Source organism: Microbacterium sp. Y-01, from assembly GCF_003856715.1.
Lineage (GTDB): Bacteria > Actinomycetota > Actinomycetes > Actinomycetales > Microbacteriaceae > Microbacterium > Microbacterium algeriense.
Genome location: NZ_CP024170.1, coordinates 3797952 through 3820457 on the forward strand (window position 1 = coordinate 3797952; position 22506 = coordinate 3820457).

The window sequence follows — 22506 nt, forward strand, 5'->3', positions numbered from 1 at the left end:
CGATCCTCCCAGAGGCGCCGATCCTCCTCCTGGAACACCAATATTCTGAGACCCCTGTGGTCGGGCGATGTCCGCGCTTAGGATCGCCTCGTGGCCGAAGACGACACCCCCACCCCCGCATCCGCTCCCCGCGACACGTCTCGTCGCGGGTTCTTCAAGGTGGGCGGCGCAGCGATCGCCGGCGCCGTCGTCGGCGGAGCTGGAGGCGCGGCGATCGGCGCCTCCGTCGCGGGCGGCAGCGGTCGCAACGGCTTCGCCGACGACCCGGACCCCTTCGCCGCGCTCACGCCGCGGAGCGAGCCGGGGTTCGATCACCTCGTCGTCGTGATGGGCGAGAACCGCTCCTTCGACAACCTCCTCGGCTATCTGTACTCGTCGCAGAACCTGCCGGACGGCGAGAAGTTCGAGGGTCTGAACTTCGGTTCGTACAGCAACACCGCCTCGGACGGCACGGTGGTCGATGCCCATGTCTACACCGGCGACACCGACCGGATCATGAGCCTTCCCGATCCGGACCCCGGTGAGGAGTATCCGCACGTCAACACGCAGATCTTCGGCACGGTCGACCCCAAGTCCAACGCCGATCTGTTCGTCGATCAGATGAGCGCGCCCTTCAACGCGCCGACGCACGGCGAGAAGGCGGCGATGTCCGGCTTCCTCCAGGACTACATCATCAACTTCCGGCGCCTCCGCCAGGGCAAGGAGCCGAGCGTCGACGAGGCCAGGCACATCATGGGCTCGTTCTCGCCCGAGATGCTTCCGGTGCTGTCGACCCTCGCCGCCGAGTTCGCGGTGTTCGATCACTGGTACGCGGGAGTGCCGTCGCAGACCTTCTGTAACCGGTCCTTCTTCCACGCCTCGACCTCGCACGGTTTCGTGACGAACCAGGCCGGCGGCGGCTACCGCAAGTGGATCGAAGCCCCCGCAGCACCGACGGTGTTCAATCGCCTCGAGGACGAGAAGCTCAGCTGGAAGGTCTACATCGACAAGCTCCAGCTCGTCTCCTTCACGGGGATGCTTCATGCGACGGTGCTGGAGAAGTATTGGCGCACGGAGCACTTCGGCACGATGGAGGACTTCTACGCCGACGCGAAGAACGGCACCCTCCCCGCATACGCGTTCATCGAGCCGCGCATGGTCTACGACCACAACGACTTCCATCCGCCGTTCGGAAAGCCGCGCGAGAGCGAGGTCGACGGCGAGCCCGTGTTCGACAGCGCGATCTCCGACGTGCGCGCCGGAGACCGGCTCATCCATGACATCTACGAGGCCGTGCGCACGAGCGCCTCGCCGAAGGGCTCGAACGCCGTCAACACCCTGCTGCTGATCACGTTCGACGAGCACGGCGGATGCTACGACCACGTGCCACCGCCCGCCGCGACCAAGCCCACCCCCGACACGGGCGCCGGCGAGATGGGCTTCACCTTCGACCGGCTCGGCTGCCGCGTCCCGGCGATCGCGGTGTCGGCGTACACGAAGCGCGGGACGATCATCCACGACGAGATGCACCACGGTTCGGTGACCGCGACGCTCTCCCGTCTCCATGGGCTCAAGCCGCTCAACGACCGCGACCAGTCCGCGAACACCCTGCTGAACGTGGTGAACCTCGACAAGCCGCGGCACCCCGCGGACTGGCCGGTGACCACTCCCGCCTACACCCCGCCGAACCCCGAGGACACGACGCCGCAGCCGAACGAGGACGACCACCTCAAGCCGCTCACTCCTCCGGCGCGCGGTCTGCTCGGTCTCCTCCTCGCCCGCTACGGGAGACCAGGGGAGCCGGAGCCGGAGACCTTCGCCGACGCGTACAGGCTGCTTCACGAGCACGGTGAGGAGCTGTTCGGGCCCCCTTCCGCCAGCTAGGCAGTTTCCTCACGCCGTCGCAGTTTCCTCACGCCGTCGCAGTTTCCTCGCGCGGTCGCAGTTTCCTCGCGCGGTCGCAGTTTCCTCACGCCGTCGCAAATCCTCACGCAGTCGCAGTTTCCTCACGCCGTCGCAGTTTCCTCACGCAGTCGCAGTTTCCTCACGCAGTCGCAGTTTCCTCACGCAGTCGCAAATCCTCACGCAGTCGCAATTTCCTCACGCAGTCGCAATTTCCTCACGCGGTCGCAGATCCTCGCGCGGTCGCGGGGAAAAGCGCAGATCCGTGCGACCTGGGTGTGAATGTGCGTCCGCGTGAGACGTAGCCCCACCGCATCGCGCCAACGTATATCGGAAGACCGGAATGCGGGTCGAGCTGGATGGGGGTCTCGTCGCGCCCGCGTCGTACTGTCGGCAGTGCTGTGTCGACACCGGGGGGTGTTCTGCCGCGCAGCTGCGAGGAGGGCGCGACGAATGAGGAAGACGACGGATCGACGACGCGGGCGGATAGCGTCCCTGCTGACGGGCACGATCCTGCTGGGTTCGGTCCTCGCTCCGGGCGGCGCCGCGGCGGTCGTGCTGCCGCCCACCGCCGCGGATGTCCCGCTGTTGGTGACCTATGTCGCCCGAGTGTGCGACGAGTACACCGATGTGATGGCGAACAAGGCGCGCAACAACCTCATGGAGTCGCTCCGGGACCTCGGCCCCGACAGCACGTATCCGGGGAACGGGGTCGTGACCGTCGCGGATGAGGCCGCCGGGTCTCCGAACTGCCGACCGCTCTCGGACTGGCGCCTGACGCTGGGGCAGTCGTACCAGGGCAAGTCACCCGCGACGCTCGACCTGTCCACGGTGACGCAGCCGTTCGGCACGGGGATCGTCACGCGTCCCGAGGTGCCCGAACTCGACGCGAACGGCGCCGACACCGGGCGCACGATCGACGGTGCCGTGACCGTGCCGCTCGACAGCGCTCAGGCGGCCATCGTCCGCTCCGGTCGCACCCTGTGGGTCCAGGGCGGCACACCGACCGCGCCGCTGAACGGACAGCAGACCACCTACGGTTACGCGGCCCTGCGTTGCGCACAGGACGCCGTCAACGGAGACAACGTGGAGTTCGTCTCATTCCCCAAGAACCAGTCGCACGTGTTCTGCTACTACTACGCCGTCTCACCGCCACCGGAGTCCGGGACGATCGTCATCCGGAAGCAGCTCGCTCCCGGCTCGCTCGGGCAGGGCACGTTCCGCTTCGACGGCAACCTCTCGTTCGCCGACACGAACGCCGATGGCGTGAACGACTTCCTCCTCGCCCCGACCGCGACAGCACCCGCGTCGCAGACCTTCGTCCGCGGCGCCGTCGGTGCGGGCGACCCCGCCTGGCAGGTCTCGGAGGCGTCGGTCGGCGACGGCTGGCAGCCCGCAGGACCGCCGGCGTGCACCAGCGCCCGAGGGACGCCGGTGTCCATCTCGGGGCAGACGGCGCAGATCGGTCTGCTCGCCGGAGACACCGTCACCTGCACGTTCACGAACGAGCGGGTGCTCACGGGGCCGGGCTCGCTCTCGAAGCTCACGCTCGGCGGCGGGGGGACGTTCCCGTTCACGATCGATGTCCCCGACCCCGGCGTCGACCGCACCGCCACCGTCACCACGGAGGGAGACGGCGATCAGGCTCTCGTCGCGGACGCCGTCGGGTCGATCCCCGGCACCTACACCGTGACGGAGACCCTGCCTGCGCCCACCGGTGCGGGCAGCTGGGATCTCGTGGACGCGCAGTGCAACGGCAGCACTGTGCCGGTCACGACGGAAGGTCGGCAGCGCACAGGCAGTATCCGCATCGGCGAGGGCGAGGGGTTCGACTGCCTCGTCACGAACGAGTTCACTCCCGGCGGCAGGATCACGATCCGCAAGGCCACCTCGCCCACGCCCGGCACCGCGGGGTTCGTGGTCACCCAGCGGGATGGCGAGCGCATCGCCGCCGACGCCGGGGAGGCGTATCGCGCGACCGTCACGACCACCGACGCCGATCGGTTCGAGGAAGTGGAGTGGGACGGCGCAGCGCCGAGTGAGCTGGTGGTCGACCCCGCCTCCCGGTACGGGATCGTCGAACTCCTGCCCGCACCGAGCGCCGCGGGCTCGTGGGCTCTCGAATCCGTGGACTGCGGACCCAACGACGCCGACGTGGATCTCGCGGCGGCCAGCGTCGACGTGACCCTCACGACCCAGAACCCGGACGCCGTCTGCGACTTCACGAACGTGTTCCGGCCGGCGGGGCACCTGCGCGTGATCAAGAACGCCACGACCGACGTCGGACTGCGCGACGGCGATGCCGAGTTGGAGGTGCAGTGCACTCCGGACACCGACTACGCGTTCACCGTCCCGCGGGGAAGCGCGGCGTTCGACACCGGCGAGGCCCCTGTGCTCGACGATCAGCGCTGCCGAGTCGTCGAGACGGCGACGGGAGCCGCAGCGGGCGCCTCCGTGGTGACCTCGGCGACCGTGCGCACCGACGATGGCGCCGCGGTTCCTCTCGAGCCGTTCGACAGCTGGTTCCCGGTCGCCGCGGGGACGGACACGACCGTCACGATCGACAACTCCTACACGGCGGACACGCCGGACCCCACACCGAGCCCGAACCCGAGCCCGAGCACCCCGGCTCCCGCCCCCACGGCTGATCCGGGGGCGGGTGACCTCGCCGCCACAGGCCTCTCCGGCCCGACAGCGCTGCTCGCCGCAGCGGGCCTGCTCGCGGCCGCCGCCGGCCTGCTGGTCGCGCGGGGCCTCCGACGACGCGGCGAGAGCGGCTGAGGATCAGCCCTCGCGCGAGAACGTGACGTGCACGACGCCGGACTCCGCGACCTCGGAGGTCACGCGGTGACCGGACTCCAGTCCGCGGAGGTCGTCCCACAGCCGGATGCCGCTGCCGGTCAGGATCGGGGTGATCCCGACGTGCAGGTCGTCGATCAGACCGGCGCGCAGGAACTCGCGCACGGTCGTCGCGCCCCCGCCGACGCGCACGTCGCGTCCGTCCGCGGCCTCGACGGCCTTCTGCAGCGCCTCCTCCGGGGATGCCGAGAGGAAGTGGAAGCTGGTGCCGTTGTCGAACTCGATCGACGGACGCGGAGCGTGCGTCAGCACGAAGACCGGGGCGTGGAAGGGGGGCTCCTCGCCCCACCAGCCGCGCCAGTCGGGGTCGTCCGGATTCGCGTGGAGACCGAACATCCCGGCCCCCATGATCTCCGCCCCGATGTTCTCGAAGTACTGTGCGGCGTATTTCTCGTCGACGCCCGTGGTCCCGGCTCCGCTCGTGTCGTGGAACACGCGCTCCTGGAAGGTGCGCGTGGCGGTGTAGGCGGCGGTCAGGCGACCCCAATCCTCGCCGAAGGGGTTCTCCGGCGTCTGGTCGGTCGTCGTGGCGAAGCCGTCGAGCGAGATGTTGAGATCGACGCGGACACGGGTCATCGGGGCCTCCGGAGGAGAAGGGGGACGCCGCGTCCGTTCGACGCGCCGTCCCCCAGCGTCCGTGCTCGCCCGCCCCGTGTCAAGAGACGGTTCGCTCTCAGGCGATCGGGTACCCCTGGACCGGGCCCTCCGTGTTCGGCTTCCAGCCGAGCGCGGGAGCGACGTGCTTCGCGAACGACTCCAGCACGTGCAGGTTGTAGTCCGGTCCGAGCTGGTTCGGGATCGTGAGCATCAGGGTGTCTGCGGCCATCACGGCCTCGTCCTGGCGGAGCTGCTCGATCAGCACGTCGGGCTCCGCGGCGTAGGTCTTGCCGAACGTGGAGCGGAATCCGTCGATGATGCCGACCTGGTCGGCGTTCTCCTCGCTGCGGAGGCCGAAGTACGCGCGGTCCATGTCGGACACCAGGGGGAAGACGCTGCGGCTCACCGAGACACGCGGGGTGCCGGTGTGGCCGGCCTCCTTGTACGCCGCGCGGAAGAGGTCGATCTGCTCGCGCTGCAGCTCGTGGAACGGCTGACCCGTCGCTTCGGTCACGAGGGTCGAGCTCATCATGTTGAGGCCCTTGCGTCCGGTCTCCTCCGCGGTCGCGCGGGATCCCGATCCCCACCAGATGTGATCGCGGAGTGTGGGCGACTGCGGCTCGATCGCCAGGTACCGGCCGGCGCCCACCATGCGCGGGTCGCCGGGTGCGAGTCCTTCGCCGTCGATCGCACGCAGGAACAGGTCGAACTTCTCGCGAGCGAGCACGCTGCCGCGCTCGGGGTCCTCCTCGTCGTGGAACCCGAAGGTCTCGTAGCCGCGCAGGGCCGTCTCGGGTGAACCGCGGCTGACGCCGAGCGCGATGCGTCCGTCGGCGATCAGGTCCAGGGCGGCGGCCTCCTCCGCGAACTGGAAAGGGTTCTCGTAGCGCATGTCGATCACGCCGGTGCCGACCTCGATGCGCTTCGTGCGGGCCGCCATGGCGGAGAGCAGAGGCATCGGCGACGCGGCCTGACGCGCCCAGTGGTGCACGCGCACCGAGGCGCCGTTGACGCCGATCTCGTCTGCGCCCTCGGCGATCTCGATGGTCTGCTTCAGCATGTCGCCCGCCGTGCGGGTCGCCGAACCGGGCACATCCGCGTAGTGCCCGAAGGAGAGGAATCCGAAAGCCTTCATGATGTATTCGAACGCATGGAAGGCGCTTCTATTCCCCCGGCACGAGCAGACCGTCGCGGACGAGCGAGCGGATGCGCGGCTCCAGTTCGGCCCACAGCTCGTCGAGGGGCACCTCGAACAGGTCTGCCAGAGCAGCGGCGATCTGCATCACGGTCAGCTCTCCGTCGCAGGCGCCGACGAATCCGGCGAGCGCGGGATCCACGTTGACGGTGCGGGCGAATCCCCCGCCCTGCCGCAGCTCGATGACGCTCGGATCGTCGTTGCCGGGCAGGAAGTGCCGCGCCTCGGTGACATCCGGCGCCGTCACCAGCGTCGTAGGGACTCCGTGCGCCAGCGCGTCGTGGGCCGCCAGTCCGGCGCCCAGGGCGGCTCCGACGTTCGACACGGGCTGGGCGATCCGCTCGGTGCGCCGGAGAGGTTCTGCGTCGTCGCCCGCGGCGGGCCGCCGGAGCAGCACGTAGCCGAACCCGATCGCCGTCACCCCTCGCGCTGCGAAGTCGTCGAGCCACGCGGTGAGCAGCGGGGTGAAAGCGGAGTCGCGCGGTGTCGTTCCTCCGTCACGGATCCACAGTTCCGCGTATGCCAGCGGGGAGAGCTCCTCTCGCTGGATGACCCAGAGGTCGAGGTCCGTCGGTACCCAGGCCTCGAGCCGGACGAGACCGGTGACGCCCGCCTTCGACTCCCAGTTGCCGAGCAGCTGCGCGATGCCGTTCGGCGTCAGGAACCGCGGGGCGGTCCGCACGAACTGCTCCACCAGCGCGTCACCCACCAGGCCGCCGTCGCGGTACTCGTACGCCGGGACCCCATCCACGCGCGGGGTGATCACGAAGGGGGGATTGGAGACGATCAGGTCGAACGCCTCCCCCGCCACCGGCTCGAACATGCTCCCGAGCCGGAACTCGATGTTCGTCACCCCGTTGAGGCGGGCGTTGAGCTCGGCGAACGCCAGAGCGCGAGCGGAGATGTCCGTCGCGACGACCGATCGGGCTCTGCGGGATACGAGAAGCGCCTGGATGCCGCACCCCGTGCCCAGGTCGAGCGCGCGGTCGACCTGCACGGGCACGACCGTCTCGGCCAGAGTCCGTGACGCGCCCCCCACGCCGAGCACGTGATCGGCGGGCAGCGGGCCGTCGAGAGCCACCTCGTCGAGGTCGCTGGCGATCCACCACTCCCCGACGCCGTCCGCGTCGACGAACGACTGGGGGCGCAGGAGCGCGGTCGGGATCACGTCGTCGCCCTTACGCGTCGCGAGCCCGAGGGCGACGAGGCCGTCCACGCCCAGGCGGGGCAGCGCGTCGGCCACCGCACGCGTCGGCTGAGCCATTCCCAGCACCAGCAGTCGTCCGAGTGTCGCGAGCACCCCGCGGTCGTCCGCGATCGCACGCAGGATCGGCTCCCGCATGCCGCGGGCGAGGGCATCGTCCGCTTCTTCCCCCCACAGTCGCCGAAGAGGCTCCGAACGGAGATCGGCGCTGTCCAGATCCGCGGCGAGCGCGGCGGTCAGGAGCGGGTCAGGGAAGGGTGCGGGGGTGTCGGACACGGCCGTCACTCTACGCGTCTTCAGGGTTCTCCTTCCCCGAGCCTCCTAGAATCGCAAGGTCAGTACTCACGATCAGCCCTTTCCCGGGCGTTCGAGGAAGACCTCCATGACCGCGACCACCCCCGAACACGGCCTCCGTGCGCGCCTACGACGGCTCGCCGCCAGGACCGCTGTTCTCGCGATCGCCGTCGGCGGCCTCGCTGTCGTGGCACCGGCGTCGGCGAGTGCCGCCGATCCGACTCCGTCGAGCGATGAGCAGAGCGTCGCGCTGCATGTCTCCGCCGGGCTGCGGGGTCTCATCGCGCCGGGATCGTCGGCCACCGCGATGGTCACGGTCGAGAACGACAGCGAATCGCGGCTCTCGGCCGGTCAGGTGGACGTCGAGCTCAACAGGACTCCGTTGACCGATGACGCAGCCGTGTCGACGTGGCTCGATGACGGCGAGGCCGCCGGCGACTTCGTCTCGATCGGCAGCGACCAGACTCCTGCCGTGAACGCCGGCGCTGACGCGACCAGCACGATCTTCGTTCCGGAGAGCACCATCGGCGACCTCCCCCCGGGGGTGTACCCGCTCCGTGCGGAGCTGACCGGCGCACGGCTCGGCGAGGATTCGCGGGTCCGAGTCGAGACGACCGCGACCAGCGTGCTCGTGGTGGCCGCCTCCGAGACCACGCAGATCGGGGTCCTCGTCCCCGTGACCGCCACCCCCGCCGACGGTGCGCTGCTGACCGCCGAGGAGCTCTCGACGCTCACCGCCCCGGACGGCGATCTGACGGCACAACTCGACGGCGTCGCAGGGACCACGGCCGTGATCGCCCTCGACCCGGCGATCCCCGCCGCGATCCGGGTGCTCGGCACGTCGGCTCCGGAGACGGCCCGCGAATGGCTCACACGGCTCGACGAGCTTCCGAACACGCGATTCGCTCTCCAGTTCGCCGACGCGGATGCCGCCGCCCAGGCGCAGGCGGGGCTGCCCGAGCTGCTGCAGCCGACGACTCTGGCTCCGTACCTCGACCCCGTGAACTTCCCGCGCGATGCGGCCACAGCCACCCCCACTCCGACGGCGACTCCCGGGGCGGCATCCGTGCCGACCCCGCAGCCCACGGACGCACCCGTGCTGCCGACCGACGCGGAGCTCACCGCCGTCGAGGGGGCCCTCCCGCGGATCCTCTGGCCGGACGACAGCCTCACGCAAGGCGATCTGCGTGCCTTCGCCGGCTATCTCGGGAACGGGACCACCACGATCGTCTCGTCGACGGCCGTCGGCGGGCAGAGCGTCGCGCACGCGACCGTGGACGGCCAGGATCTGCTGGTGACGGATGCCGCGATCTCGCAGGCGCTGTCCCAGGTGGCCGGCACCGCGGATGCCGTGAAGCGGCAGCGGCTGCTCGCCGAAGCGACCGCTCTCCTCCAGCTCGCGCAGGGCCGCGCTCCGGGTGCTCCCCTGCTCATCGGGCTGGATCGAGACGAGAATCGGTCGTCCGACGCGCTGCGTGACGCGATCTCCACGGCGGACTCGATCGGATTCGAACTCGCCGCCCTCCGTGCGACGCCTGCCGCCGCGGCTACTCTCACGGATGCGCCCGACCCCGCTCGCGCCGCCGCCGTGACGAGTCTGCTCGCCGACGAGGGAGCCCTCACGGCCTTCTCCTCCATCCTCAGCGACCCTCAGGTGCTGCTGAGCCCGGAGCGGATCCGGATCATGCGCACACTCGCCGTCGGCACCTCGGAAAGCGCGTTCGCCGAGGACGTGGCCGAGCACCAGGCGCGGACGCAGGGCACTCTCGCGGCTGTCAGCATCCCGCCATCGAGCACGATCCAGCTCCTCACGGCCAACGCCGACCTCCCGATCGCCGTGCGCAACGACCTGCCGTGGCCGGTGACGGTGCAGCTCTTCGCCTCGCCGACCGACCCCCGCCTCGAGGTCAAGCCCATGATCGAGACCGAGGTGCAGGCGAACTCGACGACCCGCGTGAAGGTGCCGGTGTCGGCCCGCGTCGGCAGCGGCGAGGTCACCCTCCGGCTCAATCTCTACAGTCCCACCGGCGTCCTCATCCAGGGCGATCAGTCGGTCAGGGTCGCCGTGCGCGCGGAGTGGGAGGCCATCGGACTCGTGATCTTCGGCGGTCTCACGGTCCTGTTGATCGCTCTCGGCGTCATCCGCACGGTCCGACGGAAGCGACGCGAATCCGCTGAGGAGGCGGCCGTCGAGGCGCAGATCGAATCGCTGGAGGAGACGCAGGCCATGCTCGACGAACCCGGAGCACCGCGTGAGTAGCCTCGGGCGCGCGAGCGCCATCATCGGCGCCGGCACTCTCGTCTCCCGCGTCACCGGGCTGCTCCGCAGCATCGTGCTCGTCGGCGTCCTCGGCTCCGTGGCCTCCGAAGCAGCAGACGCGTTCACGTATGCGAATCAGCTGCCGAACAGCGTCTTCTCGCTCATCTCGGTCGGCATCCTGACGGCCGTCATCGTCCCCCAGATCGTCAAGGCGACGGCGGACGCGGACGGGGGCAACGCCTTCATCTCCAAGCTGTTCACCCTCGGAACCGTCGTCCTGGTCGTGGTGGCGGGCATCGCCACCGCCGCAGCCCCGTGGCTCGTGCACCTGGTGGCCGGCAAGGCGAACGAGGCCACCCTCGCCCTCGCCACGGCGCTCGCCTACTGGTGCCTGCCCCAGATCCTCCTGTACGGCCTCTACGCGATGCTCGGCGAGGCGCTGAACGCACGCAAGATATTCGGACCGTTCACCTGGGCGCCCGTCGTCAACAACATCGTGTCGATCGCGGGGTTCCTCGCTCTCGGCGCCCTCTTCGGTCCGGTGCCCACGAAGGCGGCAGCCTGGACGCCGGAGATGATCACCCTGCTCGGCGCCACCGCAACGCTCGGAATCGCCCTCCAGGCGGTCGTCCTGCTCGTCTTCTGGCGTCGCACGGGCCTCGCGCTGAAGCCCGACTTCCACTGGCGCGGCGTGGGCCTCGGCAATGTCGGCCGTCTCGCCGGCTGGACGTTCCTCATGGCCTTCGCGAGCCTGTCCGCGGGGATCCTCCAGGGGTACATCGTCAGCGAGGTGGCCGGTCTCGGTGCATCGGCCACAGTCACCGCCAACGCCTGGCTGATCTTCATGCTCCCGTATTCGGTGATCGTGCTCTCGATCGGCACCCCGTACTTCACGCAGATCAGCGGGCATGCCGCCGCCGGCCGCGATGATGAGGTGCGCGCCGACATCGCGCAGAGCATCCGGACGCTGCTCTTCTTCATCGTGGCCGCCACCGCCGCCGTCGCCGCGGCGGCCATCCCCGCGTCACGGGTCTTCACCGACTCCGCCGACGACGCCCAGGCGGCCGCGCTGGTGCTGATCGCCTACCTCTTCGGTCTGATCCCCCTGACGATCCTGTTCATCGTGCAGCGCACCTTCTACGCGTACGACGACACCCGCACCCCGTTCTGGTTCACGATCTTCCAGTGCGTGCTCATCGTGGTCACGGCCCTCGCCGCGCTCGGTCTCCGGGAAGCCGGGATCATCCCCCTCACCTCCCTCGCCGCGGCGGTCGCCCTCGGGCAGTCGATCGCGAGCATCCTGCAGACCGTCGTGGCCACCTGGCTGCTGCACCGCAAGCTCGGTGGCCTGCGCATCCGCTCCTGGATGTCCGCCATCGCACGCTTCGCCGTCGCCGGGATCCCCGCCGGTCTCGCCGGCTGGGGGGTGTTCGCCCTGCTGGGCGGCACCGACGGGTGGACGATGGACGACAAGATCCAGGGCGCACTCGGCACCGCGATCATCGGGCTCGTCGTCGTGGCCGTGTACGTCGCGATCCTGGCTGTGCTGCGCGCGCCCGAGCTCAAGGCCGCCAGCGGGCTGGTGCGCCGCTTCCTCCCCGGTCGCTGAGCCGGAGGTCGGCTCCGGGCGGAGCGTTCTCCCAGCACCGCGGCGCAGACTGTCCGGGGAATGCCCCGCGGTTACCATGGGTTGAACCACTCGAAGGTCATTCGACTGCAGTTTCTAAGACGGAGAGCACATGCGTCAGGTCATCATCATCGGCTCCGGCCCCGCCGGATTCACGGCTGCCATCTATGCGGCCCGAGCGAACCTCAAGCCGCTGCTCATCGCGAGCTCGGTCGAGGTCGGCGGCGAGCTGATGAACACCACCGAGGTCGAGAACTACCCCGGCTTCCCCGAAGGCATCCAGGGTCCTGAACTGATGGCGAAGTTCCAGGAGCAGGCCGAGCGGTTCGGCACCGAGGTCGTCTACGACGACGTCACCGAGCTCGACCTTGCCGGCCCCGTCAAGACCGTCACGCTCGGTTCCGGGACGGTGCACGAGACGCAGACGCTGATCTACGCGACCGGATCCGCTTACCGCAAGCTGAACATCGAGGGCGAAGAGCGTCTCTCCGGCTACGGCGTGTCCTGGTGCGCGACCTGCGACGGCTTCTTCTTCCGCGAGAAGACGATCGCGGTGGTCGGCGGCGGTGACTCCGCGATGGAGGAGGCCACGTTCCTCACCCGCTTCGCCGACAAGGTCTACGTCATCCACCGCAAGGACTCCCTGCGAGCCTCCAAGATCATGCAGGAGCGCGCCTTCGCGAACGAGAAGATCGAGTTCGTGTGGAACAGCGAGGTCGCCGAGGTGCTCGGTGGCGACGCGGTGAAGGGCGTGCAGCTGCGCTCCACGGTCGACGGCACCCTGCGCGACCTTCCCCTCGACGGGCTGTTCATCGCGATCGGCAACGACCCGCGGACCCACCTCGTGCACGACAAGCTCGAGCTCACGCCGGAGGGCACCATCTGGGTCGACGGTCGCTCCTCGCGCACCTCCGTTCCCGGTGTGTTCGCCGCGGGCGACGTCATCGACCCCACCTACCGTCAGGCCATCACGGCTGCCGGCTCCGGTACGGTCGCCGCTCTCGACGCGGAGCACTTCCTCGCTGACCTCGAGGATGCGTCCGTCGAGGTGCCCGCCGCGGAAGCCGCCGAGATCATCACGGCCTGATCAGGGCCGGGAACACTTTCCCCTCGCCCGTTGTTGTAGCAGGCGAACCTCGAACAAGGAGAAACTCTGATGAGTGCAAAGGCTACGAGCCAGGCGACCTGGGAGCAGGACGTTCTGCAGGCCGACGGTCCCGTGCTGGTGGACTTCTGGGCCGAGTGGTGCGGTCCGTGTCGCATGGTCGCGCCGGTGCTGGATGAGATCCAGGCCGACAACCCCGACAAGATCACCATCCTCAAGCTCAACGTGGACGAGAACCCGGAGCTGGCGATGAAGTACCAGATCACGTCGATCCCGGCGATGAAGGTCTTCAGCGGTGGTGAGGTCAAGACGACCATCATCGGCGCGAAGCCGAAGTTCGCGCTGGAGAAGGACCTGGCCGCGTTCATCGGCTGATCCCCACAGACTCGAAGGGCCGTACCTCCTCGGAGGTGCGGCCCTTCCTGTGTCCGCAGCCGTCGTACGGCGTCGCCCGGTCAGCGCTTGTCGGAGACCGGGACCGGGGGCAGTCCGCGCTCCGCACGAGCCCGGTCGATGATCACCTGGATCGTCACCGTCTTCCCGTCGTTGTACGACGCCGTCCCTCGCTGAGCAGCCATGGCTGCGGCGTGCTTCGCGCGCTCGTACAGCTCGGCATCCTCGGGGTGCGTCCGCAGCCAATCGCGCAGGATCCGCTGGTTCACCCGGTCCCAGGACGCGGTTTCGAAGAAGTGCGCGATGCGCGTCCGCTCTCCGTCCTCGACGAAGATCATCACCCGGTGGGCGCGGACGGCGCTGCCGATCCGCCACCCCGCAGCCTCCAGCCCCGCGCGGTGCGCAACGAAGTCAGAGTCATCCGCGATGCGGACGGCGACGTCGATCACCGGCTTCGCGCTCATCCCCCGGATCGCGGTCGAGCCGATGTGCTCGATCACCCATCCCGGGTTGCCGTGAGCACGCAGCTCCACGACCGTCTGCCGGAAGAGGGATGGCCACGCCGGGTCGTAGGGAACCAGCGCGACGGTCATCTCAGGAGGCGTCTGCGACGGTCGGGTCCCACCGGCGGTGGCGCTGCTTCTCGTCCAGGAGTCCCCACACCGCCGACGTCAGCTCCGGATACTCCAGTGCGATCTGGCGGAGCACGCGGTAGTGGCGGGCAGCATTGGGTCGCACCCCGTCATTCGCGTTGATGTTGTCGGCGCGCAGCAGGTAGACCACCAGCTCGTCGACGCTCGGCAGCTCCTCCATGAACTCCCAGGGATCTTCCCCGCCGAGGAGCCGCTCCTGAATGAGCACAGCGAGTTCGTCGGCTGCTTCGGCGCGCAGCACTTCCAGGCTCGCGCGACGTTCGACGGACTCGCTCATGCATCCAGCCTACGTCGGCTGCGGGCCCCTCCGGCGCTCCACCTTCATGTTCTCGCTCATCTCCTCGAGCTCCTTGCCCTTGGTCTCGGGAACCTTGAAGAACACGAAGAAGAACGACAGGAGTGCGAAGAAGGCGTAGAACCCGTACGCAAAGGTGAGTCCGATCTCGGCGAACGCCGGGAACGTCGTGGAGATGAAGAAGTTCGCGACCCACTGCGCCGCGGCGGCCACCGCGAGGGCACCGGCGCGGATCGAGTTCGGGAAGATCTCGCCCAGCAGGACCCAGACCAGCGGACCCCAGCTCGCGCCGAAGAACACCACGAACCCGTTGGCGCAGATCAGGGCGATCGTCGCCCAGGGATCGGGGAGCGTCGCGGTGCCCTGCGCGTCGAGCGTGCCGAACGAGAACGCGACGGCCATGAGGCCCAGGGTCACGGTCATCCCCACCGAACCCACCAGCAGCATGATGCGCCGGCCGATCTTGTCGACGAGCAGGATAGCGACGATCGTGACGACGATGTTCGTGACCGATGTGATCACGGAAGTGAGGAGGGCGCTGGATTCATCGAAGCCCACGGACTGCCACAGGGTCGTGGAGTAGTAGAAGATCACGTTGATGCCCACGAACTGCTGGAACACCGACAGCAGGATGCCGATCCACACGATCGGCTTCAGGCCCAGACGGTTACCGCGCAGGTCGCGCAGCGACTCCGAACGCTCCGTGTCGATCGTGCCCGTGATCTCCTTGATCTTGGCGTCGACGTCGATCGTGCCCGTCACCGTCTCGAGCACGTCTGCCGCGCGCTTCATCTCCCCCTTGCGGACGAGATAGCGCGGCGATTCCGGGAGTCGGAGCGACACCAGGCCGTAGACGAGGGCGGGGATCGCCGCGACCATGAACATCCACCGCCACGCGGTGAGGCCCCACAGGGGCTGATCGGCCTCTCCCGCGATTCCGGCGAGCAGCGCATCGGACAGGAGAGCAGCGAAGATACCGGTCACGATCGCCAGCTGCTGCAGCGAGCCGAGACGACCTCGGATGGCGGCGGGGGAGACTTCGGCGATGTACGCGGGCGCGATGACGGAGGCTGCTCCGACGCCGAGGCCACCGATCACGCGCCAGATGATGAGGTCGACGACGCTGAACGCGAGTCCGGAGCCGATCGCGGAGATGAAGAACATGCCGGCCGCGACCACCATGACCGGGATGCGTCCGAACCTGTTGGACACCGGACCGGCGAACCATGCTCCGACGGCGCAGCCGATGAGAGCGGACGAGACCGCGAAGCCCTTCAATCCGGTGCCGAGGTCGAAGCCCGAGACGTCGCCGGCGAGAGCGTCGACGGCGCCGTTGATCACGGCGGTGTCGAACCCGAAGAGGAACCCTCCCAACGCCGCCGCGATGCTGACCGCGATCACGCGGCGTCGGATACCTGCTGCATCCACTGGTCTGGACATGACATCCCCCTCATCGTCATCGATCACGCGAGTCTAGAGGACCGCGTGCCACCCGGCTATCGCCCGGCGCCGTAGCTGCTCTCGCCCAGTTCCTCGAGGATGCGGTTCAGATCCTGGATCGAAGCGAAATCGATCGTGACCTGGCCTTTTCGAGCACCCAGGGCGATCTTCACCCGGGTGTTGAGGCGGTCACCGAGCTTGCCGGCGACCTCATCGAGGTAGGCGCGCCGCGCACCGGGCGTCGGCTTCAGGGTCTTACCGGCCGACGGCCGCGACTTCGCGGCCTGCTCCGTCGCCCGCACCGACAGGTCTTCGTTCACGACCTTGTCGGCGAGACGCTGCATCGATTCCGGCGTCTCGAGGCTGAGGATGGCGCGTGCGTGACCCGCGGTGAGCACGCCGGCCGCGACCCGCTGCTGCACCGGCACCGGAAGCTTGAGGAGGCGGATCGTGTTGCTGATCTGCGGGCGGGAGCGGCCGATGCGGGTGGCCAGCTCCTCCTGTGTGATGCCGAAGTCCTCCAGCAGCTGCTGATACGCGGAGGCCTCTTCCAGAGGGTTCAGCTCCGAACGGTGCAGGTTCTCGAGCAGGGCGTCACGGAGCAGATCTTCGTCCGCCGTCTCGCGGACGATCGCCGGGATGGCGTCGAGCCCTGCCTCGCGGGCGGCCCTGGTACGCCGCTCCCCCATGATCAGCTCGTAGTCGCCGTCGGCGTTCTTGCGCACGACCACCGGCTGGAGGACGCCGAACTCGCGAACGCTGTGCACCAGCTCCGCCAGGTCCTCCGGATCGAAGTGAGTGCGGGGCTGACGCGGATTCGCGACGATCGAATGCGGGTCGACCTGGATCAGGTGGATTCCCGGCACGGCTTCCAGATCGGGGGTGTCGACCTCGGTGTCCGGCTGCGACTCCTCCGCCGGGGCGGCCTCGTCCACCGCGGTCTGCCGCAGGCTCGCTCCGGGGAAGAAGACGTCGACAGGACGTTCCGCCTGATCGGCGGTCGGAATGAGGGCGCCGATACCCCGACCCAGTCCAGTGCGCTTGGCCATCATTTCTCCTTGCTCTGTGTCGCGGTGCGCGACGCGATCTCGACAGCCGCTTCCCGATAGGCGATCGCTCCGGCGGACTGTCCGTCGTAGGCGATCACGGTCTGTCCGAAGCTCGGAGCCTCGGACACCCGGACCGAACGCGGGATCACGGTCTCCAGCACCTGTTCCGGGAAGTGCGTGCGAACCTCTTCGGCGACCTGCTGCGCGAGGCGCGTGCGCCCGTCGAACATGGTCAGCAGGATCGTGGAGAGGTGCAGCGGCGGATTCAGGTGCTTCTGGATCATCTGGATGCTCCCGAGCAACTGGCTCAGCCCCTCCAGCGCGTAGTACTCGCACTGGATCGGGATGAAGACCTCAGACGCAGCGGTGAAGGCGTTGATCGTGAGCAGACCGAGCGACGGCGGGCAGTCGATGATGACGAAGTCCATCGGGTGGTCAGCGAGGTACACATCCAGAGCACGTCGCAGGCGGTGCTCTCGTGCCACCTGGGCGACGAGCTCGATCTCGGCGCCTGCGAGGTGGATGGTACTCGGCGCACAGAAGAGGTTCGGGTTCTCCGGACTCGGCTGCACGACGTCGGCGAGAGGCATCTCATCGATCAGTACGTCATAGACGCTGGGGACCTCTGCACTGTGCGGCACCCCGAGTGCCGTGGAGGCGTTCCCCTGCGGATCGAGGTCGATCACCAGGACTTTCGCGCCCAACGCGGCCAGTGCTGATCCGATGTTGACCGCGGTGGTCGTCTTGCCGACGCCACCCTTCTGGTTCGACACCGTCAGCACTCGGGTCTCCCCCGTGAACTGCACCGTGGTGCTCTCCAGCGCGCGTCTCCGGGCGGACAGGTCGGCGAGTTCCCGCGCGAGCGGTGTATCCATCCCGAACGATTCGTTCGAGGAAGCCTTTTCGGACTGTTTCACGTGAAACATCCACTCCTTTCGGGGCCGCGTTCCACTCTAATCGCTCGCGCCGACGTTCCCTCGCCAGTGGCCCGGTCGCGGCGCGGAATGAGCGGTACCGCACCTCTACATCGTCATCGCGGAGCTGCGGGAGAAGCGTCCCTTGTTTCACGTGAAACAGGGGCCGCCTCACACGGTCGGGGTCTGGAACGGACGCTCTGGTTGCGGGATGGGGGCCTGGGGGCACTGACACACGCCCAACTGTCATCCCATCCGCCGGAGTAATGCCCGTTGGCCTTTCGCCGCGGCATAGTGAAATCCCGACAAAGCGGCCCCCGCTCCGCCGAGGCGACGCTCCCGCGGACAATCCCGAAGTGGCCTGCGGAGGTCATCGACCGTCCGTTTCACGTGAAACGGTGCGTGCCTGTGTACCGTCTGCCCACGCCCCGTAGCTGTTCCGCATCAAGTGGGCGAGCCTGTCTCTCAGGGCACAACTCGCCGAGAGCGCTGACCCGTGCACGCCGAGCGTTCCAGCGGGACCTGACCGACCCACCACCTGCCCCTGCGATGCGCCGGGCGGACGAGAACAAGCAGCTACAGGATGCGCAGGTCACGACGGATCGCGCCGGCTACAGGCCCGTGCTCCAAGTGTCGCCCTCTCCCCCCAGGACGCACTTCTGCTCCCGCATCCACTCCACGTCGGTGATACCCGGTCACAGCGCCGATCGGCCGCCGAGAAGCGATTGTGTTCACGTGAAACACCGAGCCGCAGCCGTCGGGTGCCCTCGCTGAACCTTGAGCCACCAACCGACTTACGTGCGCCAACACCACCGACTCGGCCTACAAGCGGAGATCGATGGCGACGAGCACCTTCCGTGCGAAGCCACCGGCCCGCGCTCTGATGTTTCACGTGAAACACCCATTGCCAAGGAGGTGCGAGACCTCCACTTCGGTTGGTACGCACTGCGTGCGGGTGTCGGCGCCTGGTCGGCCATCACCACCAGGGAGAGTGTGTCGACCGAATCCTCCGGGAGAGCGAGACCTCTGTTCGGCACACGGCCCATCAAGTGAGAACCCACGTCATCTCGCTGGCAAGCGTCTCCTGATCCAGACGTTTCACGTCAAACATCGCTCGGCGCGACTCCTCCTAGACGTCCCTGCGCCGTAGGGGACTGCCGCTGCGCAGGCGTAGCTCACGCTTCGGCGACGCGAAGGAGTTGCCGCCCACACATCAACCAATCACAGCCGCAGAGCGCATCCTGGCCGACCGCGACCGTTTCACGTGAAACTCGACGAGCACGCGCGTCATCACGACGGCACCGAACGCGAAAGCGGGGTGTTTCACGTGAAACACCCCGCTCAGACGACGGGACGGCTACCGAACCCGGGCCCGGACGACACGAGTGGTCTCCGGGAGCACTCCCTCGCCCAGAACCTCTACGCGCACATCACTCAGCCGGAACTTCTTGATCTGCTTCTGAGCGGCCTCGATCTCGTTCGCAGCGTTCATTCCTTTAAGGAGTGTCAGCTCCCCGCCGTCGCGGACGAGCGGGGCGGTGATCGGGATCAAGGTCCGCAGTGCACTCACCGCGCGGGCGGTCACCACATCGAACCCGCCCACCGGCCGGACATCCTCCGCACGAGCACGGAGTACGGTGACATTCTCCAGCCCGAGGGCCTGTACCTGCTCGGTGAGCCAGGTGATGCGACGCTCCATCGGCTCGACGAGCGTCCAGGTGACGTCCGGACGGGCGATGGCGAGCACGATACCCGGGAGTCCGGCTCCAGAGCCGATGTCCGCGACAGAACCGTGGAAGAGTGGTGCCGCGATCGCACTGTTCAGGATGTGACGAGTCCACAGGCGCGGGAGTTCCAGGGGACCGATGAGACCGCGCTCCTCCCCCTCACGCGCAAGTGCTGCGGTGAAGGCGCGGGCGGCATCGATTCGGTCCGCGAAGAGCTGCGCGGCGACCGCGGGCTCCTCCTCCAGAACGAGATCTTCGCCGGTCATCGCGTGGAAGCAGGGTTCTGAGCCATCAACGACGACGCAGGACCGTGTGACGGTCGGCGCCCTCGCCGTAGGACTCGGACACCAGGCCACGCTCCGCAGCGATGTCGTGCACCAGCTTGCGCTCGTAGCTCGACATCGAGGGCAGCGACGCCTGCGAGGATCCCTCGTCGAGCTTCGCGGCAGCGGCGTCCACCAGGGTCTCCAGCTGACGGCGGCGCGTGTCGCGCGAGCCGGCGATGTCGAGGATGAGGCGCGAGAAGGAACCGGTCTTGCTCTGCACAGCCAGGCGCGTCAGCTCCTGCAGCGCCTGCACCGTCTCGGGAGCGGAGAGCAGCGCGAGCGCGTCACCCTCTGCCTCCACGGAGACGTAGGCGCGGCCCTGACGAACGTCGAGGTTCAGGTCGCCATCGATGTCGGCGATGTCGAGCAGCTCCTCGAGGTAGTCGGCGGCGACGTCGCCCTCGTGCTCCAGCTGTGCCACCGTGGGCACGTCGTTCTCGGTCACGACCTCGCTCATGAACCGCTCCCCTTCTTCTTCGCACGCTTCTTGCCGACAGGCTGCTGACGCTTGGGGCGGCGGCCTTCGCCTTCTCCGCCTCCTCGAGCAGGCGCTGCTGCTCCGCCTCGTACGCTGCCATCGGCACGACCTTGCCGGACGAATCGATCGCCTTGCCCTTGCGAGCCAAGCGCTCCTCGCGAGCCTTGGCGGCCTCGGAACCCGGCGTCGGCATCTCACGGATGACGAGGAACTGCTGACCCATGGTCCAGAGGTTCGAGATGAACCAGTACACGACGACGCCGAGCGGGAAGAAGACACCCGAGAAGATGAAGCCGAGCGGCAGCACGTACAGCATGATCTTCTGCATCTGGTACGCCTGGCCGGTCTTGGCCTCGGGGGACAGGTTCTTGGAGATGATCTGCAGCTGCGTGAAGAACTGCGACGCGATCATGAGGACGACGAGCGTGACCAGGATGATGATGGCCGTCGTGTTCTGGGCGTCCACCGCGTTGCCGAGCGTCTCGTGCAGCGAGGCCACACCGAACAGCTTGGCGTCGTAGAACTCCTTCGTCAGCTCCGGGCTGAGAAGACCGACACCACCGATGTTGTCTCGCGCGTGCTTGCTGACGTCGCTCAGCACGCTGTACAGCGAGAAGAAGATCGGCATCTGCACGAGCAGCGGCAGACAGCTCGACATCGGCGTCGTGCCGTGCTTCTTGTACAGCGCCATGGTCTCGCGGCTCATCGCCTCGCGAGAGAGCTGATCCTTCTTGCCGCGATACTTCTCCTGAACTTTTCGCAGTTCAGGAGCGATTTCCATCATCTTCCGCTGGCTCTTGATCTGCTTCACGAAGAGCGGGATCAGCGCGGCGCGCACGACGATGACGAGACCGACGATCGACAGCACCCAGGTGATGCCGGATGCGGCGGGGAGTCCGACGGTGGTGAAGAGCCAGTGCCAGGCGACGAGGATCAGCTCGACCACCCACTTCAGTGGCCAGAGGATGGTGCCGATCAGGTCGAATCCACCCGCAGCCGGTTCTTGGCTGGGGGTGGCGCTGGCGAGCAGAAGGTCAAGACCCACCGATCAGTCCTTTCGGGAAGGGACGACGAAACCGTGCGCGGTCAGGTCGTAACGGAAGTGGTCATGCGGACGGACGTCGTCGACGCCACCGCTGGTCCAGGGGTTGCAGCGAAGGATGCGCCATGCGGAGAGCATCGCTCCCTTCACAGCACCGTGCTGCTGCACCGCACCTACAGCGTAGGCGGAGCAGCTGGGGTAATACGCACACACATCCCCGTACATCGGCGAGATCACCTTGCGGTACGCGGTGAGGAACCCGAGAACGAGGTTCCGCGGGATCAGCGGGATGCTGCGGAGCACATCGCGACCCTGCAGCCGCGCCGTGCCGATGGACGACGCCGGCAGCGCGGTCATGACGATCCCGCCGGCGCGGAGGCGGAGAGTCTGCCGAGGCAACGGTGGACGTCCGCCTCGAGTTCCGCGAAGGACGCCTTCGCGGACGCAGGAAGGGCACGGATGACGACATCCGTGCCCTCGGGGACGCGCGGCAGTGCTTCCGCGCACACGGCTTTGAGTCGCCGGCGCACGGTGTTGCGCACCACTGCGGTGCCCACCTGCTTGCTGATGATGAATCCGAACCTCGCGGCTCTGCTCTCGCCCGTCGACAGCATCGACGTGATGACGCGCGCTCCGCCACAACGGGAACCGCGTCGAACGACCAGGCGATAGTCGCTCCCGCGGGTCAACCGAGAGGGGCGGGCGAGCACAGCGGACTACGCAGAGAGCTCGGTGCGGCCCTTCGCGCGGCGGGCAGCGAGGATGCCGCGACCGGCACGCGTACGCATGCGGGCGCGGAAGCCGTGCTTCTTGGCGCGACGACGGTTGTTGGGCTGGAAGGTGCGCTTGCTCATGGAATCACTCCGGAATACTGCCACCGGATTCACTTCGACCGGAGACATGGGGAACTGCCGAAAAGGCATAAGTCAACCGACTTAGGGTACGTCTTACTGGCGCGCAGAGCAAATCTGCGCGCTTCGGTGCTCGACGTCCGGCACAAACCGCACAGCCATTATCCACAACCGCGGCATGCCCGGCGCGCGCAACACGCGCGTGTGTTTTCAAGGGCAGGTTGCCGTTCACAGCCGGGGTGACTACCGTGGCATCCGAAGTTATCCACAGGGGCACGGCACGTCGACCCCGCCTCGATCCCTCGTCCGGAGCGTC

At 68.0% G+C, this 22506-nt stretch carries 19 protein-coding genes and 1 pseudogene; 6 read left to right on the forward strand and 14 right to left on the reverse strand.

Annotated features, from left to right (window positions below; translation table 11 throughout):
• Window positions 1-90 precede the first annotated feature (90 nt).
• Window positions 91-1863 carry an alkaline phosphatase family protein gene (locus tag CSX12_RS18295; protein ID WP_124896750.1) on the forward strand — a complete coding sequence of 591 codons (1773 nt, stop codon included), beginning with the start codon at window positions 91-93 and terminating at the stop codon, window positions 1861-1863.
• A 471-nt stretch (window positions 1864-2334) separates the two neighbouring features.
• Complete coding sequence (locus tag CSX12_RS18300) at window positions 2335-4662, forward strand: DUF5979 domain-containing protein (RefSeq protein WP_124896751.1); 2328 nt, start codon at window positions 2335-2337, stop codon at window positions 4660-4662.
• Window positions 4663-4665: 3 nt separating this feature from the next.
• Here the strand turns inward: CSX12_RS18300 and CSX12_RS18305 are convergent, their stop codons facing one another.
• The 3 genes from CSX12_RS18305 to CSX12_RS18315 form a co-directional block, all read right to left on the reverse strand.
• Window positions 4666-5316 (reverse strand): dihydrofolate reductase family protein, encoded by a 651-nt coding sequence (locus tag CSX12_RS18305; RefSeq protein WP_124896752.1) that lies wholly within the window; start codon window positions 5314-5316, stop codon window positions 4666-4668.
• 97 nt (window positions 5317-5413) lie between these two features.
• Entirely contained in the window at window positions 5414-6472 is a 1059-nt protein-coding gene (locus CSX12_RS18310) for an LLM class flavin-dependent oxidoreductase (protein ID WP_017203838.1), read from the reverse strand.
• 28 nt (window positions 6473-6500) lie between these two features.
• Window positions 6501-8021, reverse strand: a complete 1521-nt coding sequence (locus tag CSX12_RS18315) for a methyltransferase (RefSeq protein ID WP_124896753.1) — start codon at window positions 8019-8021, stop codon at window positions 6501-6503.
• Window positions 8022-8118: 97 nt separating this feature from the next.
• Between CSX12_RS18315 and CSX12_RS18320 the strand changes: the two genes are divergently transcribed.
• From CSX12_RS18320 to trxA, 4 genes are all read left to right on the forward strand, one after another.
• Window positions 8119-10290 carry a DUF6049 family protein gene (locus CSX12_RS18320; protein ID WP_124896754.1) on the forward strand — a complete coding sequence of 724 codons (2172 nt, stop codon included), beginning with the start codon at window positions 8119-8121 and terminating at the stop codon, window positions 10288-10290.
• Window positions 10283-11899: a murein biosynthesis integral membrane protein MurJ gene (gene murJ, locus CSX12_RS18325; RefSeq protein WP_124896755.1), complete on the forward strand. Its 1617-nt coding sequence runs from the start codon at window positions 10283-10285 to the stop codon at window positions 11897-11899. The genes CSX12_RS18320 and murJ overlap by 8 nt, the downstream gene beginning before the upstream one ends.
• A gap of 130 nt (window positions 11900-12029) precedes the next feature.
• Window positions 12030-13004 (forward strand): thioredoxin-disulfide reductase, encoded by a 975-nt coding sequence (gene trxB / locus CSX12_RS18330; protein ID WP_017203842.1) that lies wholly within the window; start codon window positions 12030-12032, stop codon window positions 13002-13004.
• A 69-nt stretch (window positions 13005-13073) separates the two neighbouring features.
• Window positions 13074-13397 carry a thioredoxin gene (gene trxA, locus CSX12_RS18335; RefSeq protein ID WP_017203843.1) on the forward strand — a complete coding sequence of 108 codons (324 nt, stop codon included), beginning with the start codon at window positions 13074-13076 and terminating at the stop codon, window positions 13395-13397.
• 80 nt (window positions 13398-13477) lie between these two features.
• On the opposite strand, the gene CSX12_RS18340 is transcribed toward trxA, so the two are convergent.
• From CSX12_RS18340 to rpmH, 11 genes and pseudogenes are all read right to left on the reverse strand, one after another.
• Window positions 13478-14008 (reverse strand): GrpB family protein, encoded by a 531-nt coding sequence (locus CSX12_RS18340; protein ID WP_124896756.1) that lies wholly within the window; start codon window positions 14006-14008, stop codon window positions 13478-13480.
• Between the two features lies 1 nt (window position 14009).
• Window positions 14010-14345 (reverse strand): hypothetical protein, encoded by a 336-nt coding sequence (locus CSX12_RS18345; protein WP_017203844.1) that lies wholly within the window; start codon window positions 14343-14345, stop codon window positions 14010-14012.
• Window positions 14346-14354: 9 nt separating this feature from the next.
• Window positions 14355-15803 (reverse strand): sugar porter family MFS transporter, encoded by a 1449-nt coding sequence (locus CSX12_RS18350; RefSeq protein WP_206427111.1) that lies wholly within the window; start codon window positions 15801-15803, stop codon window positions 14355-14357.
• 56 nt (window positions 15804-15859) lie between these two features.
• The gene (locus CSX12_RS18355; protein ID WP_124896757.1) at window positions 15860-16852 is read right to left on the reverse strand and encodes a ParB/RepB/Spo0J family partition protein; all 993 of its coding nucleotides are present in this window, start codon (window positions 16850-16852) and stop codon (window positions 15860-15862) included.
• Window positions 16852-17778, reverse strand: a complete 927-nt coding sequence (locus CSX12_RS18360; RefSeq protein WP_026049928.1) for a ParA family protein — start codon at window positions 17776-17778, stop codon at window positions 16852-16854. The genes CSX12_RS18355 and CSX12_RS18360 overlap by 1 nt, the downstream gene beginning before the upstream one ends.
• 1345 nt (window positions 17779-19123) lie before the next feature.
• Window positions 19124-19759 (reverse strand): 16S rRNA (guanine(527)-N(7))-methyltransferase RsmG, encoded by a 636-nt coding sequence (gene rsmG / locus CSX12_RS18365; RefSeq protein WP_017203848.1) that lies wholly within the window; start codon window positions 19757-19759, stop codon window positions 19124-19126.
• A gap of 25 nt (window positions 19760-19784) precedes the next feature.
• Window positions 19785-20276 carry a R3H domain-containing nucleic acid-binding protein gene (locus CSX12_RS18370; RefSeq protein WP_017203849.1) on the reverse strand — a complete coding sequence of 164 codons (492 nt, stop codon included), beginning with the start codon at window positions 20274-20276 and terminating at the stop codon, window positions 19785-19787.
• Window positions 20273-21327, reverse strand: a pseudogene (gene yidC / locus CSX12_RS18375) (membrane protein insertase YidC). The gene CSX12_RS18370 and the pseudogene yidC overlap by 4 nt, the downstream one beginning before the upstream one ends.
• An 18-nt stretch (window positions 21328-21345) precedes the next feature.
• Window positions 21346-21696 (reverse strand): membrane protein insertion efficiency factor YidD, encoded by a 351-nt coding sequence (gene yidD, locus CSX12_RS18380; protein WP_124896758.1) that lies wholly within the window; start codon window positions 21694-21696, stop codon window positions 21346-21348.
• Window positions 21693-22049, reverse strand: a complete 357-nt coding sequence (rnpA, locus tag CSX12_RS18385) for a ribonuclease P protein component (protein ID WP_124896759.1) — start codon at window positions 22047-22049, stop codon at window positions 21693-21695. The genes yidD and rnpA overlap by 4 nt, the downstream gene beginning before the upstream one ends.
• A 6-nt stretch (window positions 22050-22055) precedes the next feature.
• Window positions 22056-22193, reverse strand: coding sequence for a 50S ribosomal protein L34 (gene rpmH, locus CSX12_RS18390; RefSeq protein WP_013584598.1), 138 nt, complete (start codon window positions 22191-22193; stop codon window positions 22056-22058).
• Between the last annotated feature and the right edge of the window lie 313 nt (window positions 22194-22506).